General features: G+C 51.2%; 12 protein-coding genes and 4 tRNA genes. All 16 read right to left on the bottom strand.

All coding sequences use genetic code 11. The features are described from left to right. Window positions 1-10: 10 nt before the first annotated feature. Complete coding sequence (locus tag LZ463_RS01525) at window positions 11-691, bottom strand: SPOR domain-containing protein (RefSeq protein ID WP_241453151.1); 681 nt, start codon at window positions 689-691, stop codon at window positions 11-13. A 15-nt stretch (window positions 692-706) separates the two neighbouring features. After that, window positions 707-1,489 carry a type III pantothenate kinase gene (locus LZ463_RS01530; RefSeq protein WP_347176235.1) on the bottom strand — a complete coding sequence of 261 codons (783 nt, stop codon included), beginning with the start codon at window positions 1,487-1,489 and terminating at the stop codon, window positions 707-709. A 24-nt stretch (window positions 1,490-1,513) separates the two neighbouring features. Further along, entirely contained in the window at window positions 1,514-2,308 is a 795-nt protein-coding gene (locus tag LZ463_RS01535; RefSeq protein ID WP_241453153.1) for a biotin--[acetyl-CoA-carboxylase] ligase, read from the bottom strand. A 123-nt stretch (window positions 2,309-2,431) separates the two neighbouring features. Further along, the gene (gene rpoC / locus LZ463_RS01540) at window positions 2,432-6,661 is read right to left on the bottom strand and encodes a DNA-directed RNA polymerase subunit beta' (RefSeq protein ID WP_241453155.1); all 4,230 of its coding nucleotides are present in this window, start codon (window positions 6,659-6,661) and stop codon (window positions 2,432-2,434) included. Between the two features lie 372 nt (window positions 6,662-7,033). Continuing rightward, entirely contained in the window at window positions 7,034-11,140 is a 4,107-nt protein-coding gene (rpoB, locus tag LZ463_RS01545; protein ID WP_241453157.1) for a DNA-directed RNA polymerase subunit beta, read from the bottom strand. Window positions 11,141-11,352: 212 nt separating this feature from the next. Continuing rightward, complete coding sequence (gene rplL / locus LZ463_RS01550; protein ID WP_241453158.1) at window positions 11,353-11,727, bottom strand: 50S ribosomal protein L7/L12; 375 nt, start codon at window positions 11,725-11,727, stop codon at window positions 11,353-11,355. A gap of 52 nt (window positions 11,728-11,779) precedes the next feature. Next, window positions 11,780-12,316 carry a 50S ribosomal protein L10 gene (rplJ, locus tag LZ463_RS01555; RefSeq protein ID WP_241453159.1) on the bottom strand — a complete coding sequence of 179 codons (537 nt, stop codon included), beginning with the start codon at window positions 12,314-12,316 and terminating at the stop codon, window positions 11,780-11,782. A 295-nt stretch (window positions 12,317-12,611) separates the two neighbouring features. Next, window positions 12,612-13,304 carry a 50S ribosomal protein L1 gene (gene rplA / locus LZ463_RS01560; protein WP_241453160.1) on the bottom strand — a complete coding sequence of 231 codons (693 nt, stop codon included), beginning with the start codon at window positions 13,302-13,304 and terminating at the stop codon, window positions 12,612-12,614. After that, a complete protein-coding gene (gene rplK, locus LZ463_RS01565) occupies window positions 13,304-13,735 on the bottom strand; it encodes a 50S ribosomal protein L11 (RefSeq protein WP_110258378.1) in 432 nt (143 codons plus the stop codon). Before rplK ends, rplA begins: the two co-directional genes overlap by 1 nt. A gap of 128 nt (window positions 13,736-13,863) precedes the next feature. Continuing rightward, a complete protein-coding gene (gene nusG, locus LZ463_RS01570; RefSeq protein WP_241453161.1) occupies window positions 13,864-14,457 on the bottom strand; it encodes a transcription termination/antitermination protein NusG in 594 nt (197 codons plus the stop codon). Further along, the gene (secE, locus tag LZ463_RS01575) at window positions 14,457-14,840 is read right to left on the bottom strand and encodes a preprotein translocase subunit SecE (RefSeq protein WP_241453163.1); all 384 of its coding nucleotides are present in this window, start codon (window positions 14,838-14,840) and stop codon (window positions 14,457-14,459) included. The genes nusG and secE overlap by 1 nt, the downstream gene beginning before the upstream one ends. 36 nt (window positions 14,841-14,876) lie before the next feature. Beyond that, window positions 14,877-14,952, bottom strand: a tRNA-Trp gene (locus LZ463_RS01580). Between the two features lie 75 nt (window positions 14,953-15,027). Next, window positions 15,028-16,218 carry an elongation factor Tu gene (tuf, locus tag LZ463_RS01585; protein ID WP_241452955.1) on the bottom strand — a complete coding sequence of 397 codons (1,191 nt, stop codon included), beginning with the start codon at window positions 16,216-16,218 and terminating at the stop codon, window positions 15,028-15,030. Between the two features lie 81 nt (window positions 16,219-16,299). Then, window positions 16,300-16,374: transfer RNA gene (locus LZ463_RS01590), tRNA-Thr, on the bottom strand. 33 nt (window positions 16,375-16,407) lie between these two features. Further along, window positions 16,408-16,481 (bottom strand) — tRNA-Gly (locus LZ463_RS01595). 46 nt (window positions 16,482-16,527) lie between these two features. Beyond that, window positions 16,528-16,613, bottom strand: a tRNA-Tyr gene (locus tag LZ463_RS01600). Window positions 16,614-16,777 lie beyond the last annotated feature (164 nt).

Consider the following 16,777-nt stretch of genomic DNA (forward strand, 5'->3'; position numbering starts at 1 on the left):
GTGAGAGCGCTTAACTCCTGCTATAGGCCGTTGCCTGGCAATTGCGGTTTTCCTGCGCCGGGAATTCTGCCTTGATAGCGTCATACTTTGCTTTTTCGTCGCTGCTCAAAGTACGCAACTGGTAGGCAAATTTATTGGTGCTGACGGTACGCGGGCCAACGCGGGCAGAGCGTACGCCTTTATTATTGAGATTGTTCAAGTGTAATTTTGCTGCCTCTTCAGTCTTGAATACCCCCAAAGAGATACCGAAACGCATACTGCTCTGATCCTGAATCACATAAAAATCGGTGATGCCCAGGCGACGCAGCTCCCCGGCTTTTTTATCCGCCCCTTCTTTGGATCCCTGGGAGGGGATGAATACCATGTGAGTCGCCACATCCACGACATTGATGCGTGATTGCCTGTCACCAAGAGCCAGGGTCTTGAGCTTGTCTTCTATCCTGGGCAGATCAGTCTGCAAAAAATTGCCGACTTCAAGGCAGGCAATGACTTCCGGTTTTTTGTCGTGCCCGGGTTCAGTGGGTGTTGCCGCTTCGCTGGCAGTGATAAGTTTGAGCTGGTCAGCATGGTGCTGCTTCTTCAGTCGCTCGGGCTCATGGGTATCGAGGGACCAATGTCCCAGGTAACCAAGATTGAAGGCCAGCAAAAAGCCATTCAATAACAGCAAGCTCCAGAATAAGAATCGCAGCATGGTAAGTAAGTGTAATCAGCCCGGGCTTGATTGTGCCACGACAAACAGCCCCGTCAAGACCAGATTATCGACATAGTGGTAAGGAATACCTAAATGCCCCGTCAGGTATGGAGCCGCACCACCAGAAATCACGCAATGGATAGCCCGGTTTTCTTGCTGCGCCAGGCTGTGTACTGCATGCTGGATGGCGCCTACCTGGGCACTGATACAGCCACTGACAATGGCCTGGTCGGTATTGTCGGCGAAGATTTTACTGATGTCAGTTGACTCTGCCACCTGTGGCAGCTGGGCAGTATTGCGGGCCAGCGATTGCGCCATCAGCTTCAGGCCCGGCAAGATCATGCCGCCCTTGAACTTGCCGTCGGCAGTCACGGCGTCGACTGTGGTAGCCGTTCCACAGGTAGCGACGATCAGGTCTTGTTGTGGGAACAGGTAGTGGGCCGCGATAGTCGATGCCAGTCTGTCGCAACCTAATTGAGCCGGATTGCGGTAGGTATTATGGATGCCCGCTATCTGGGCCTGCGAAGTGAACCAGTCTAGTCTGATGGCAGGCTGCAGGCTTTGCAAGAGGCCGGTCAGTTTTTCACGCACGGATGCACCGGCCACATTGGAGATCAGGGCAGAGTCGAAGGGCAAGCCCTGCCAGGCCAGCGCTAGGCTATCCATGTCTGCATGACTGACCGAACCGATATGCTGCCAGACCGGTGCAGCCCCCGCTGCCACTGCTGGTCCGGGTAGTGCCCATTTTATGCGAGTATTACCGGCATCAATCAATAACTGCATCCTGGTTGTTTCCATCGTGTTTTGTTGGTTCCGTTCTATTCAAGCTGGTCGTAAAGAAACATCGCCGGCCAGCACGCTGACTTGCCCTTGCTCGGTCTGCAAAACCAGGCAACCATGCAGGTCCACGCCGAGTGCAATACCGGTGTGTACAATCTGGTCACGGTCAAGAATATTGACTGTCTGACCAGCATAGGCATGCAAGGCATTCCAGCGTGGCAGCAAGGGCGCAAAACCCTGCTCGCCAAATTGTGTCAGCGCCTGCACCAGGGCATTCAATATCTGCGCCAGCAAGACATTTCTATCCATTTGCGCCAGCCAGGGTGCATCAGCCAGTGAACGGCCTACCTGGACTTCCAGTTCATCTGAAACTTGCAGGTTCAAACCTATGCCGACGACGACCCAGGTGCCGCCGTTACCGGCTGCTGCCGATTCAACCAGGATGCCCGCCAATTTCTTGCCTTCACGCAAGACATCATTGGGCCATTTCAATGTGACGTTCTGGTTCAGCACATTCAGGCATTCTGCCAGTGCGACACCAACAGCCAATGGCAAGCCCAGCAGGTTATGTGGCGCTTGCGGCAGATGCCAGGCCAATGAAAAGGTCAGCATGCCACCAGGTACAGTCAACCAGGGGCGACCGGCACGGCCACGGCCGGCCGTCTGATTAACGGCGACACGCATTACGGGACACGACAGATGGAGCAGCCTCGTCATCAGATCAGCATTGGTGGAGCCGGTTTCTGCGACGACTTCAATATCAACATCGCGTGCGGCTGCATCACAAAGTCTCTCTATTGCCGATGCATTCAATTCCAGGTTTTTGTTCAATTGCATAGTCTGTTTATGGTTACTTGCCTATTGTACTGTGGGACAGCAATGCAAGGTTCAGCCATTTTGTCCTGGCCAAAAAAAAAGGCACCCTTGCAGGTGCCGTTTTTTCATTCATCAGGCTAGTGATTACATTTCGCCGTCAGCTATATCAGTTGCTGCCACTTCAGGTGCTGGCGCAAACTGCGCTTTTTCTGCTTCCAGCAAGGCTGAACGCTCATCGGCTTCCCAGGTTTCTTTCAACTTGCGGGCACGGTGGAAGGCCAGACCAGTACCGGCAGGTATCAGGCGACCAACGATGACGTTTTCTTTCAAGCCACGCAGACCGTCTTTTTTGCCCATGATCGCAGCTTCGGTCAGAACACGTGTGGTTTCCTGGAAGGACGCCGCAGAGATGAAGGAATCTGTGGACAAGGATGCCTTGGTAATACCCAGCAAGATATTTTCATAAGTTGCTGGAATACCGTTGGCAGCAATGACGCGATCGTTTTCATCGAGCAATTCGGAACGCTCTACCTGTTCACCGACAATGTAGTTGGCATCGCCTGGGTTCACAACAACAACGCGGCGCAGCATCTGACGCACGATCACTTCAATGTGCTTGTCATTGATCTTAACTCCTTGCAAACGATACACGTCCTGAACCTCATCAACGATGTAACGTGCCAGCGCTTCGATACCCAGCAAACGCAGGATGTCTTGTGGATCAGCCGGGCCGTCAACAATCATCTCACCCTTGTTCACGACCTGGCCGTCATGCACCAGGACTTGCTTGTCTTTGGTGATCAGGAACTCGTGTTTCTCGCCGTCCATGTCGGTAATTTCCAGACGTTGCTTACCTTTGGTTTCTTTACCAAACGCAACCGTACCTGTCACCTCTGCCAGCATACCGGCATCTTTTGGCGAACGGGCTTCGAACAACTCGGCAACGCGTGGCAAACCGCCGGTAATATCACGGGTTTTTTGTGATTCTGTCGGGATACGCGCCAGAACTTCACCTACGTGTACTTGCTGGCCGTCTTTAACGGTAATCAGCGCGCCCACCTGGAAGCCGATCGTTACGGCGTGTTCCGTACCGGCGATCTTGACTTCTTCGCCTTGTTCATTCAACAGCTTGACTTGCGGACGCAATGTTTTACCAGCTGCGCTACCACGGCGTTTCGCATCGATCGCCACCAGGGTGGACAGACCTGTTACTTCATCAACCTGTTTGGCAACAGTCACGCCTTCTTCGACGTTTTCGAATTTCACTGTACCGGTGTATTCGGTAATGATAGGGCGGGTCAGCGGATCCCATGTCGCCAGTGCAGTACCTGCTTTGATGACCATGCCGTCCTTGACGATCAGGGTGGCGCCGTAAGGTACTTTATGACGTTCGCGTTCACGGCCATGATCATCAGTGATCAGCACTTCACCAGAACGGGAAATGACGATCTGGTCGCCTTTGCCGTTGGTGACATAACGCATGGTCGCAGTGAAACGGATGGTACCGTTGGACTTGGCTTCAACAGAGGATGCAATCGCTGCACGGGACGCCGCACCACCGATGTGGAAGGTACGCATCGTCAACTGTGTACCAGGTTCACCGATGGACTGCGCGGCGATAACACCGACAGCTTCACCGGCATTCACCAGGTTGCCACGACCGAGGTCACGGCCATAACACATGGCGCACAGACCGTAGCGTGTGTCACATGTCAGTGGTGTACGTACCTTGACTTCATCGATGCCCAGGGCTTCGATACGTTCAACGGAAGCTTCGTCGAGCAAGGTACCGGCTTCGTACAGAGTCTCTTGTGTTTCAGGATTGACGATGTCATTGGCAGAAACACGGCCCAGTATCAGGTCACGCAAAGGCACGTTAACTTCACCACCTTCAACGATAGCCTTCATCGACGAACCGTTGGATGTGCCGCAGTCATCTTCAACCACGACCAGATCTTGCGTCACGTCAACCAGACGACGTGTCAGGTAACCGGAGTTCGCTGTCTTCAAGGCCGTATCGGCCAGACCTTTACGCGCGCCGTGTGTGGAAATGAAGTACTGCAAAACGTTCAGACCTTCGCGGAAATTCGCAGTGATCGGCGTTTCGATAATCGAGCCGTCCGGTTTCGCCATCAGACCACGCATACCTGCCAACTGACGAATCTGGGCTGCAGAACCACGCGCACCGGAGTCGGCCATCATGTAAATGGCGTTGAAGGATTCTTGTGTACCGACGGTACCGTCGCGACGTGTGACTGGTTCAACTTTCAGTTGCTCCATCATGGCCTTGCCGACTTCGTCACCGGTCTTGCCCCAGATATCAACCACTTTGTTGTAACGTTCGCCAGCGGTCACCAGACCGGAAGCATATTGCTGTTCGATCTGTTTGACTTCATGTTCTGCATTCGCCACCAGCGTGACTTTTTGTGGCGGTACCAGCATGTCATCGATACAGATGGAGATACCGGCACGTGTCGCCAGGCGGAAACCGGACTGCATCAGCTGATCAGCGAATACGACAGTCGCACGCAGACCGCACTTACGGAAAGAAGTATCGATCAGCTTGGAAATTTCTTTTTTCTTCAGCGGACGGTTCAATACGGTAAATGGCAGACCTTTAGGCAGAATTTCGGACAGAATCGCACGACCAACTGTCGTTTCATAACGCTTGATGGTTTTGACGAATTCGCCGGTTGCCGGATCTTTCGGGTATTCGGTAATACGGACAGTAATACGGGTAGCCAGTTCGACTTCCTTGTTGTCCCAGGCGCGGATCGCTTCTGAGACGTCAGGGAACATCATGCCTTCACCCTTGCCGTTGATTTTTTCACGGGAAGCGTAGTACAGACCCAACACGATATCCTGGGAAGGTACGATAGACGGTTCACCATTCGATGGGAACAGAATATTGTTGGATGCCAGCATCAATGTGCGTGCTTCCATCTGTGCTTCGATAGACAGAGGAACGTGAACCGCCATCTGGTCACCGTCGAAGTCGGCATTGAAAGCCGCGCAGACGAGTGGGTGCAACTGGATCGCTTTACCTTCAATCAGGACTGGCTCAAACGCCTGGATACCCAGACGGTGCAGCGTAGGCGCACGATTGAGCATGACCGGATGTTCGCGGATGACTTCTTCCAGGATATCCCAGACGACTGGTTCTTGTATCTCCACCAGTTTTTTTGCTGCCTTGATGGTTGTTGCCAGACCCATCAATTCCAGTTTGTTGAAAATGAAAGGCTTGAACAGTTCCAGCGCCATCAGTTTAGGCAAACCGCACTGATGCAATTTCAGTTGTGGACCCACCACGATAACGGAACGGCCAGAGTAATCGACGCGCTTACCGAGCAAGTTCTGACGGAAACGACCGCCCTTACCCTTGATCATTTCTGCCAGGGATTTCAGAGGACGCTTGTTGGCGCCTGTCATTGCCTTGCCGCGACGGCCGTTATCCAGCAGGGAATCAACCGCTTCCTGCAACATACGCTTTTCATTGCGTGTGATGATCTCAGGAGCGCGCAATTCCATCAGACGCTTCAGACGGTTATTACGGTTGATGACGCGGCGATACAGGTCATTCAGGTCGGATGTCGCGAAACGGCCACCATCCAGCGGGACCAATGGACGCAGTTCTGGCGGCAGGACCGGCAGAACTTCCATGATCATCCAGTCTGGCTTGATGCCGGAGCGCTGGAATGCTTCCAGCACTTTCAGGCGTTTGGCGTATTTCTTGATCTTGGCTTCAGATTTGGATTCTTTCAACTCGGTACGCAGGGTTTCTGCATCACGGTCGATATCGATGGAGCGCAGCAATTCACGGATACCTTCAGCACCCATGAATGCAGTGAATTCGTCACCGTATTCTTCATACTTGGCAGCGAAATCATCTTCGGACATGATCTGGCATTTTTTCAGCGGGGTCATGCCCGGATCGGTCACAACATATGCTTCAAAATACAGAACGCGCTCGATATCACGCAATGTCATGTCCAATACCATGCCCAGACGGGATGGCAAGGATTTCAGGAACCAGATATGGGCAGTTGGGGAAGCCAGCTCGATATGGCCCATGCGTTCACGACGCACTTTGGCCAGGGTCACTTCAACGCCGCATTTTTCGCAGATCACGCCACGGTGTTTCAGGCGTTTGTATTTGCCGCACAGGCATTCATAATCCTTGATAGGACCAAAAATCTTTGCGCAGAACAGGCCGTCACGCTCTGGCTTGAAGGTACGATAGTTGATGGTTTCCGGTTTTTTAACTTCGCCGTAGGACCAGGAACGAATTTTTTCTGGGGACGCCAGACCGATCTTGATCGCGTCGAATTGTTCGTTGGGTTGGACTTGCTTGAATAGATCGAGCAGAGCTTTCATGTGTATCACTCCAGTGAAGCGCGCAAACGCTTGGTGGCTCAATGGTGCTGCAACAGAAGCTTCGCCGCTTTACCCTGTTCGCATGAGCGGGAGAGCCAGGTCTTTTTGACGCAGGTTCCGCTGATACCGGGAACGACATTACTTCCAAACTGCTTGCCAGGTTTAACGGCCATCGCCCGGATGCTATCCGGGCGACGACTTTACTGCAATTACATAGAACTAAACTTCTCAGAACCAGTTTCCGATCTTACTGCGCAAGCGTGATCGGGGCTCATGCGCTGCTCAAAATGCTCATGTACTTAAGTACATTCCGCTTTTTGCGCTGCTCTTCACCCCGCTGACGCCTGCTCGCTACAGATCGCCAACAGGTTCTTAGCTGCGTTCGAGATCGATATCGATACCCAAAGAGCGGATTTCTTTTACCAGAACGTTGAAAGACTCTGGCATGCCGGCGTCGATCACGTGATCGCCCTTGACCAGGTTTTCATACACTTTGGTACGGCCATTCACGTCATCGGACTTGACTGTCAACATCTCTTGCAAGACGTAAGACGCGCCATAAGCTTCCAGTGCCCAAACCTCCATCTCACCGAAACGCTGACCACCGAACTGTGCTTTACCGCCCAGAGGTTGTTGCGTCACCAGAGAGTAAGGACCGGTCGAACGTGCATGCATCTTGTCGTCAACCAGATGATGCAATTTCAGCACGTGCATGTAACCCAGGGTGACTTTACGCTCGAACGCCTCACCGGTACGGCCATCAAACAGGGTGACCTGGTTTTTCGATGGTGTCATGCCCAGTTGTTCTGCGATATGGTCAGGGAAGGCCAGATCCAGCATGCGACGGATTTCGCTCTCATGCGCACCGTCAAACACGGGGGTTGCAAATGGCACACCGTTTTTCAGGTTGTTCGTCAACTCCAGGATTTCAGCATCTGTGAAGTTGTCGATGTCTTCCTTCTTGCCGGATTCGTTATAAATCTTCTTCAGGAATTCACGCAGTTCTTCTACCTTGGCCTTGGCTTTCAGCATTTCGCCTATGCGCAAGCCCAGACCTTTTGCTGCCCAGCCCAGATGCACTTCCAGAACCTGACCGACGTTCATACGTGATGGAACGCCCAATGGGTTCAACACGATGTCTGCCGGTGTACCGTCAGCCATGTAAGGCATGTCTTCGATAGGCACGATACGGGAAACCACACCCTTGTTACCGTGACGACCCGCCATCTTGTCACCAGGTTGCAGGCGACGTTTGACAGCCAGGTAAACCTTGACCATTTTTTGTACGCCTGGCGGCAATTCATCGCCTTGCGTCAGCTTGGTACGTTTTTCCTCAAAAGCCAGATCGAACTGATGACGTTTTTCAGCGATGGAATCTTTCATCGCGACCAGTGCATTGGCTGCTTCGTCCGATGCCAGGCGAATGTCGAACCAGTGGTATTTATCCACGCTGGCCAGGTATTCCTTGGTGATCTTGCTGCCTTTAGCCAGTTTGGCCGGGCCGCCGTCAGCGATCTTGCCATCGAGCATACGTTCCAGACGCTCAAATGCATCGCCTTCAACGATACGCAACTGATCGTTCAGATCGAGGCGATAACGCTTCAATTCATCATCGATAATCTGTTGCGCACGTTTGTCGCGTTGTATGCCTTCGCGGGTGAACACTTGTACGTCAATAACAGTACCTACCATGCCGGATGGCACACGCAGGGATGTATCTTTCACGTCAGAAGCTTTTTCACCGAAGATGGCGCGCAGCAGTTTTTCTTCTGGTGTCAGTTGGGTTTCACCTTTTGGTGTCACTTTACCAACCAGGGTATCACCGGCTGTAACTTCAGCGCCGATGTAGACGATACCGGACTCATCGAGACGCGCCAGCTGGTTTTCTGCCAGGTTGGAGATATCGCGGGTAATTTCTTCCGCGCCCAACTTGGTGTCACGGGCAACAACCGACAACTCTTCGATATGGATCGAAGTATAGCGGTCATCCGCCACCACTTTTTCAGAGATCAGGATCGAATCTTCGAAGTTATAACCATTCCAAGGCATGAACGCGACAAGCATGTTCTGACCCAGGGCCAATTCACCCAGATCTGTGGATGCGCCGTCAGCCAATACGTCACCTTTGGCAACCAGATCACCAACTTTGACGATAGGACGCTGGTTGATGTTGGTGTTTTGGTTGGAACGGGTGTACTTGATGAGGTTGTAGATATCCACACCGACTTCACCAGCCTGTGCTTCAGCATCATTCACACGAATAACGATACGGCCCGCATCAATATAGTCAACCTTACCGCCACGCAATGCCTGTACTGTTGTACCGGAGTCAACTGCTACGGTGCGTTCAATACCTGTACCAACGAAGGCTTTTTCTGGACGCAAGCAAGGAACAGCCTGACGTTGCATGTTGGCACCCATCAACGCACGGTTCGCATCATCGTGTTCGAGGAAGGGAATCAAGGATGCCGCAACAGAAACCACCTGCCCAGTCGCCACGTCCATGTACTGGATACGTTCTGGAGAAACCAGAATCGTTTCGCCAGCTTCACGGGCAGAGACCAGTTCATCGATCAGTTTGCCTTCGCCGTCGATGGTCGCATTCGCCTGGGCGATGATGTAACGACCTTCTTCAATCGCAGACAGGTAATCGATCTGGTTGGTGATCTTGCTATCGACCACTTTACGGTAGGGTGTTTCCAGGAAACCGTATTCGTTCAGGCGTGCATACAGCGCCAGAGAGTTGATCAGACCAATGTTCGGGCCTTCTGGAGTCTCAATCGGGCAGACGCGACCATAGTGGGTAGGATGAACGTCGCGGACTTCAAAGCCTGCGCGCTCACGTGTCAAACCACCAGGTCCCAGGGCGGAAATACGACGCTTGTGCGTGATTTCTGACAATGGGTTGGTCTGATCCATAAACTGGGACAATTGTGAAGAACCGAAGAACTCACGAATCGCAGCAGAGATAGGCTTGGAGTTAATCAGGTCATGCGGCATCAGGTTGTCGGCTTCAGCCTGACCCAGACGCTCTTTGACTGCACGTTCAACACGGACCAGACCAGCACGGAACTGGTTCTCAGCCAGTTCACCAACGCAACGTACACGACGGTTACCCAAGTGATCGATATCATCAACTTCGCCACGACCATTGCGCAACTCAACCAGAATCTTGATCACAGCCAGCACGTCTTCGTTCGACAAAGTCATGGCGCCAGTCAGTTCATCACGACCAATGCGGCGGTTGAACTTCATGCGGCCCACTGCGGACAGGTCGTAACGCTCTTCACTGTAGAACAAGCCATTGAACAGGGCTTCAACAGAATCTTCTGTTGGCGGTTCGCCAGGACGCATCATGCGGTAGATGGCAACGCGGGCGGCCATCTGATCGGCGGTATCGTCCGTGCGCAAAGTCTGAGAAATGTAAGCACCCTGGTCCAGGTCATTGGTATACAGGGTCTGGATATCCGTGACCTTGGCGTCACGCAGACGGCCGAGCAACTCTTCAGTCAGTTCATCATTGGCATTGGCAATGATCTCGCCAGTGTCTGCATCAACGATGTTCTTGGCCAGGACGCGGCCCAGCAGGTAGTCTTCAGGCACGGAAATATGCTTGATGCCGCCAGCTTCGATTTCACGTACATGCTTGGCATTGACACGCTTGTCTTTGGCAACGATGACCTTGCCGGACTTGTCAGTAATGTCGAAACGCGCAACTTCGCCACGCAGGCGTTCTGCGACGAATTCCATCTCTGCACCTTCACTGTGCAGGTTGAAATTATCGAAAACAAAGAAGTTGGCCAGGATCTGTTCATTGCTCATGCCTATGGCGCGCAGCAAGATCGTTACCGGCATCTTGCGACGACGGTCGATACGGAAGAACAGGATATCCTTTGGATCAAATTCAAAGTCCAGCCAGGAGCCACGGTAAGGAATGATCCTTGCCGAGAACAGCAATTTACCGGAAGAATGCGTCTTGCCACGGTCATGTTCAAAGAATACGCCAGGGGAACGATGCAACTGGGAAACAATGACCCGCTCAGTACCATTGATAACAAAAGAACCAGTCGTTGTCATCAAAGGCAATTCGCCCATGTAGACTTCTTGTTCTTTCATTTCTTTGACAACCGGCTTGGTCGGAGATTCTTTGTCCAGGATAACCAGGCGGACCTTTGCACGCAAAGGCGACGCATAAGTCAGGCCGCGCAGTTGACATTCCTTGACGTCAAATGCAGGATCGCCTAAAACGTAGGACAGGAACTCCAGACGTGCAAAACCATTGTGCGAAACAATAGGGAAAATCGAGGTGAAGGCAGATTGCAGGCCTTCATTTTTACGTGTAGGCGGTGTTCTGTCTTCTTGTAAAAAGCTCTGGTACGACTCGATTTGAGTCGCCAGCAAGAACGGAACGTTGTGGACGTTGGCGCGTTTCGCAAAAGATTTACGAATACGCTTCTTCTCAGTAAATGAGTAGTGCATGGACACTCCGTGAGTGGCAAGGAAGGATAGAGAATTCAGGACTTTTGTCACGGATGCAATTTTTGTGACAAAAAACCTCAAGTCTCAACCCTCGGTCTTAATAAACAACTAAACAACCCTGAACGACAAAGAAGCCAAAGAGGAACCCTCTCTTCCAAGAGGATTCCTGTCTTTGACTTGGGCAAATCCGGAGATCTGCCATAATACCTGAATTACTTGAGGTCTGCTTTCGCGCCTGCTTCTTCCAGTTTTTTCTTAGCTGCTTCAGCATCAGCTTTAGCTACGCCTTCTTTAACTGCTTTTGGTGCGCCGTCAACCAGGTCTTTAGCTTCTTTCAAGCCCAGACCAGTGATTTCGCGAACTGCTTTAATGACGCCAACTTTGTTTGCGCCAACTTCAGACAGAATTACGTTGAATTCTGTTTGCTCTTCAACAGCAGCAGCTGCACCGCCGCCAGCTGCTGGGCCAGCTGCAACTGCTGCAGCGGAAACACCAAATTTTTCTTCGAAAGCTTTTACCAGGTCGTTCAGGTCCATTACGGACATCGCGCCTACGGCTTCCAGGATATCGTCTTTGCTAATTGCCATTTGAAACTCCAATTAATTAATTACATTGATACGGTATTTGACGGAAACAATCTTATTCTGCGACAGCTTCAGCAGCCTCAGCTACTGGTGCTGCAGGAGAACCGGATTCTTTCTGTGCTGCGACGGCTGCCAGAGCACGGGCGAAAGCAGATACAGGTGCCTGCATCATGCCAACGACTTGTGCCAACAGAACTTCGCGGCTAGGAATGCTTGCCAATGCGACAACGCCAGCTTTATCCAGCGATTTGCCTGCATAGTTACCAGCTTTAACAACCAGTTTGTCATTGCCTTTTGCAAAGTCTTGAACGACTTTAGCAGCAGCAACAGCATCTTCCGAGATTGCATAAATCAACGGACCAGTCATTTCAGAAGCCAGGCTGGCGAATGCAGTTCCCTCAACAGCGCGACGTGCCAATGTGTTTTTCAACACACGCATGTATACGCCTTGAGCACGTGCGCTAGCACGCAATTGCGTCAAATGACCGACCTGGATGCCACGATATTCAGCCACGACGATAGTCTGTGCAGTTGCTACTTTTGCAGAGACTTCAGCGACGACGGCCTTTTTGTCATTCAGATTGAGACTCACGGTCAACCTCCATTAATGATAGTCAGTCCATACATCGGGATGATGTACTTCCCTCATATCGTTTCGAACACGGCGTCCGAAGTTAGGAGTTTCACTGGGGGACCAGTAATCACTACAAAACTTGTTCGGGTACACCATCTGCGTTGGGACCTGTCGATTGCTCTCCAGATATTAACCTCGTGTATGGATAAAACTTTCATACACTCAGCCCAACGGTCTTTGACACTCTGGATGTTTATTCAAACATCCAGCCCAAAGATGCGCCCTGCCATTGAGACAGGGACTTAATTCTTGCTTAGCCCAGGTTGGCGTGATCTACGCGTACGCCTGCACCCATAGTGGATGAGATCGATACTTTACGCAGATATACACCTTTGCTGGATGCTGGTTTTGCTTTGTTCAAAGCATCGATCAGCGCAACCAGGTTGGACTTCAGGTCACCATCAGCAAACGACTTACGGCCGATTGTTGAGTGGATGATACCTGCTTTGTCCGTACGGTATTGAACCTGACCTGCTTTTGCGTTTTTAACTGCAGTAGCTACGTCTGGAGTCACTGTACCGACTTTAGGATTAGGCATCAAACCACGTGGGCCCAGGATTTGACCCAGGGTACCGACGATACGCATGGTGTCTGGAGAGGCGATCACAACGTCAAATGGCATGTCGCCAGCTTTAACGCGTTCAGCCAAATCTTCCATACCAACAACATCAGCACCGGCAGCTTTCGCTTCTTCTGCTTTTGCACCTTGTGCAAATACAGCAACGCGTACTGTCTTGCCTGTACCAGCTGGCAATACCACTGCGCCACGAACTACCTGGTCAGATTTCTTAGGATCAACGCCCAGTTGTACGGACACGTCGATGGATTCATTGAATTTTGCTGTTGCGCATTCTTTGATCAGGGCAATAGCGCTGTCAAAAGGATACACTTTCAGGCGATCAACTTTCGTTGCCAGCAATTTTGCTTTTTTAGTTAACTTAGCCATTACAGACCCTCCACCGTGATGCCCATGGAACGAGCGGAACCAGCGATAGTACGCACTGCTGCGTCCATATCGGCTGCTGTCAGATCAGCGCGCTTGACAGTCGCGATCTCTTCAGCTTGCTGGCGAGTGATTTTGCCAACTTTGTCGGTATGTGGCTTGGAAGAACCTTTAGTAATGCCAGCTGCCTTTTTGATCATGTAAGTTGCTGGAGGAGTCTTCATCACAAAAGTGAAAGACTTGTCAGCAAATGCAGTAATCACGACAGGGATAGGCATGCCTGGTTCCATACCTTGGGTCTGTGCGTTGAACGCTTTGCAGAATTCCATGATATTCAGACCACGTTGACCCAGAGCTGGACCGATAGGTGGGGATGGGTTTGCTTTACCAGCTGGCACTTGCAGCTTGATAAAACCAATAATTTTCTTTGCCATGTTGGCTCCTTCAATAAATGAGTAGTAGCGCCTGTCAGTGGGGACTTACACCCCCAACAACAGGCTCCTCCGCCTGCTTTTCCAGTTTCAGCAAATTACTTTGCTACGCACTGGACAACGTTAATTCTTTATACTTTTTCGAGTTGGGAGAATTCAAGTTCCACTGGAGTGGCGCGACCAAAAATGGTAACCGTGACACGCACTTTGGATTTCTCGTAATTGACCTCTTCGACATTGCCGTTGAAGTCTGTGAACGGGCCTTCCTTGATACGCACGATCTCGCCAACTTCGTACAAGACTTTTGGCCTTGGTTTTTCAACACCGTCCTGCATCTGCTGCAAGATCTTGTCAACTTCGTGCTGCGGTATTGGCGACGGCTTGTTAGACTTACCACCAATAAAACCGGTCACCTTGCTGGTATTTTTTACCAAATGCCAGGTATCGTCAGTCATTTCCATTTCGACGAATACATAGCTGGGGAACAAGCGACGTTCGGTAACTACTTTCTTGCCATTTCTTGGCTCAATGACTTCTTCGGTCGGCACCAGGATCTGACCAAACTTGTCTTGCATCTCTGCGCGCTCTATGCGCTCTACCAACGCACGTTGCACACTCTTTTCCATACCGGAGTAAGCATGCACGGCGTACCATCTTTTAGCACTTTTAGGCACAGACACCGTTGGCGCTGTACCTTCTTCGTTTTCCTGAATGTTCTCGCTCATTATTTTTTCCATCCGAGGATTACGTCATACAACAAATATCCGATCGCCTGATCGGTGCACCACAAGAAAATCGCCATAACCAGAACAAAGCCAAATACAACAGCAGTGATCTGACCAGCTTCTTTCCGGGTCGGCCACACTACTTTCTTGGTTTCGCGGACAGCTTCTTTTGCAAATGCAACAAAGTCACGACCCATTTCTGAAGTCGCAACAAAACCAACAGCAACCAACAAACCAACTACCAAGGCAATGGCACGTATCCACGTTGCCTGTCCAGCGAGAATATAAAAAGCAGCAACACCGGCAACTGCAGCCACTACCGCCAAAATGACTTTGTACTTGTCATTGGATGTACTAACTGTTTGAACGGGATTATTAGACATACTTTATTTACTTTCGGTGGCCTGCGGCCTTGATGGTGGCAGGGGCGGAGGGAATCGAACCCGCGACCTTCGGTTTTGGAGACCGACGCTCTGCCAATTGAGCTACACCCCTACATCTTGACACTAGCTGTATGCATTGCGACAACCCGAATCAGATGTGCAATGCATACATTTTACTACTTATTTATTACTCGATGATTTTAGCAACGACGCCGGCACCGACAGTACGACCACCTTCACGGATAGCGAAGCGCAAGCCTTCTTCCATCGCGATCGGGTTGATCAGTTTAACTGTGATAGAGACGTTGTCACCTGGCATCACCATTTCTTTGTCTTTCGGCAACTCGATCGAGCCAGTTACGTCCGTTGTACGGAAGTAGAACTGTGGACGATAGTTGTTGAAGAATGGTGTATGACGGCCACCTTCATCTTTGGACAGAACGTAGATTTCGCCTGTGAAGTGGGCGTGCGGCTTGATGGAGCCTGGTTTTGCCAACACTTGACCACGCTGGATGTCTTCACGTTTGGTACCACGCAGCAAGACGCCAACGTTATCACCAGCTTGACCTTGGTCCAGCAGTTTGCGGAACATTTCAACGCCAGTACATGTGGTCTTGACTGTGTCTTTGATACCAACGATTTCGATCTCTTCGCCGACTTTGATGATGCCGCGTTCTACACGACCTGTCACCACTGTACCGCGACCGGAGATGGAGAAGACGTCTTCTACTGGCAGCAGGAAGGTGCCGTCAACAGCACGTTCTGGTGTAGGGATGTAGGTGTCGAGTGCGTCAGCCAGTTTCATGATGGCTTCTTCGCCCAATGGACCTTTGTCGCCTTCGAGGGCCAGTTTTGCAGAACCCTGGATGATTGGCAGGTCGTCGCCTGGGAATTCGTATTTGGAGAGCAATTCGCGCACTTCCATTTCGACCAGTTCCAGCAGTTCTGCGTCGTCAACCATGTCGCATTTGTTCAGGAACACGATGATGTAAGGAACACCAACTTGGCGTGCCAGCAGGATGTGTTCGCGAGTTTGTGGCATTGGGCCGTCTGCTGCGGAGCAAACCAGGATCGCGCCGTCCATTTGAGCCGCGCCTGTGATCATGTTTTTAACATAGTCAGCATGGCCTGGGCAGTCAACGTGGGCGTAGTGGCGACCTGCTGTTTCGTACTCAACGTGCGCTGTGTTGATCGTGATACCACGTGCTTTTTCTTCTGGTGCCGCGTCGATCTGGTCGTAGGCTTTGGCTTCGCCGCCAAATTTCTTCGACAGGACTGTCGCGATCGCTGCTGTCAGTGTGGTTTTGCCGTGATCAACGTGACCAATTGTTCCAACGTTTACGTGCGGCTTGGTGCGCTCGAACTTACCTTTTGCCATTTTGGACTCCTAACGATTTTGATGAGAATGCTCAGGCACGCGCCCGACAAATCAGACTTGAAAACACCAGACTAAAATATTTGGTGCCCTTGACGTGGATTGAACACGTGGCCTCTCCCTTACCAAGGGAGTGCTCTACCACTGAGCTACAAGGGCAGCATGTTGCGCAAAAAACCGCGCAAGTAAAACTGGAGCGGGTGAAGGGAATCGAACCCTCGTCATAAGCTTGGAAGGCTTCAGCTCTACCATTGAGCTACACCCGCAAAGGCCACCACTTCAGCCGCTAATTTCTTAATTCAATTCTTTACCTGGTGGAGAGGGCTGGATTCGAACCAGCGTACTCGCAAGAGGGCAGATTTACAGTCTGCTGCCATTAACCACTCGGCCACCTCTCCGCAGGGAACCCCGAATTATGGAGATGTCGACCTCAACTGTCAAGACCTATTTGCGAATTTCTTGCCACAGCAAAAGTAAAGTCAGCAAAAAATCATAGTAAGTTTTTGATTTCATTGAAATTTACTAATTTGACAATGACAAATATTGATCGTATCAATTTCAA

Origin of the sequence: Undibacterium paludis (assembly GCF_022568815.1) — a bacterium.
Taxonomy (GTDB): domain Bacteria; phylum Pseudomonadota; class Gammaproteobacteria; order Burkholderiales; family Burkholderiaceae_D; genus Undibacterium.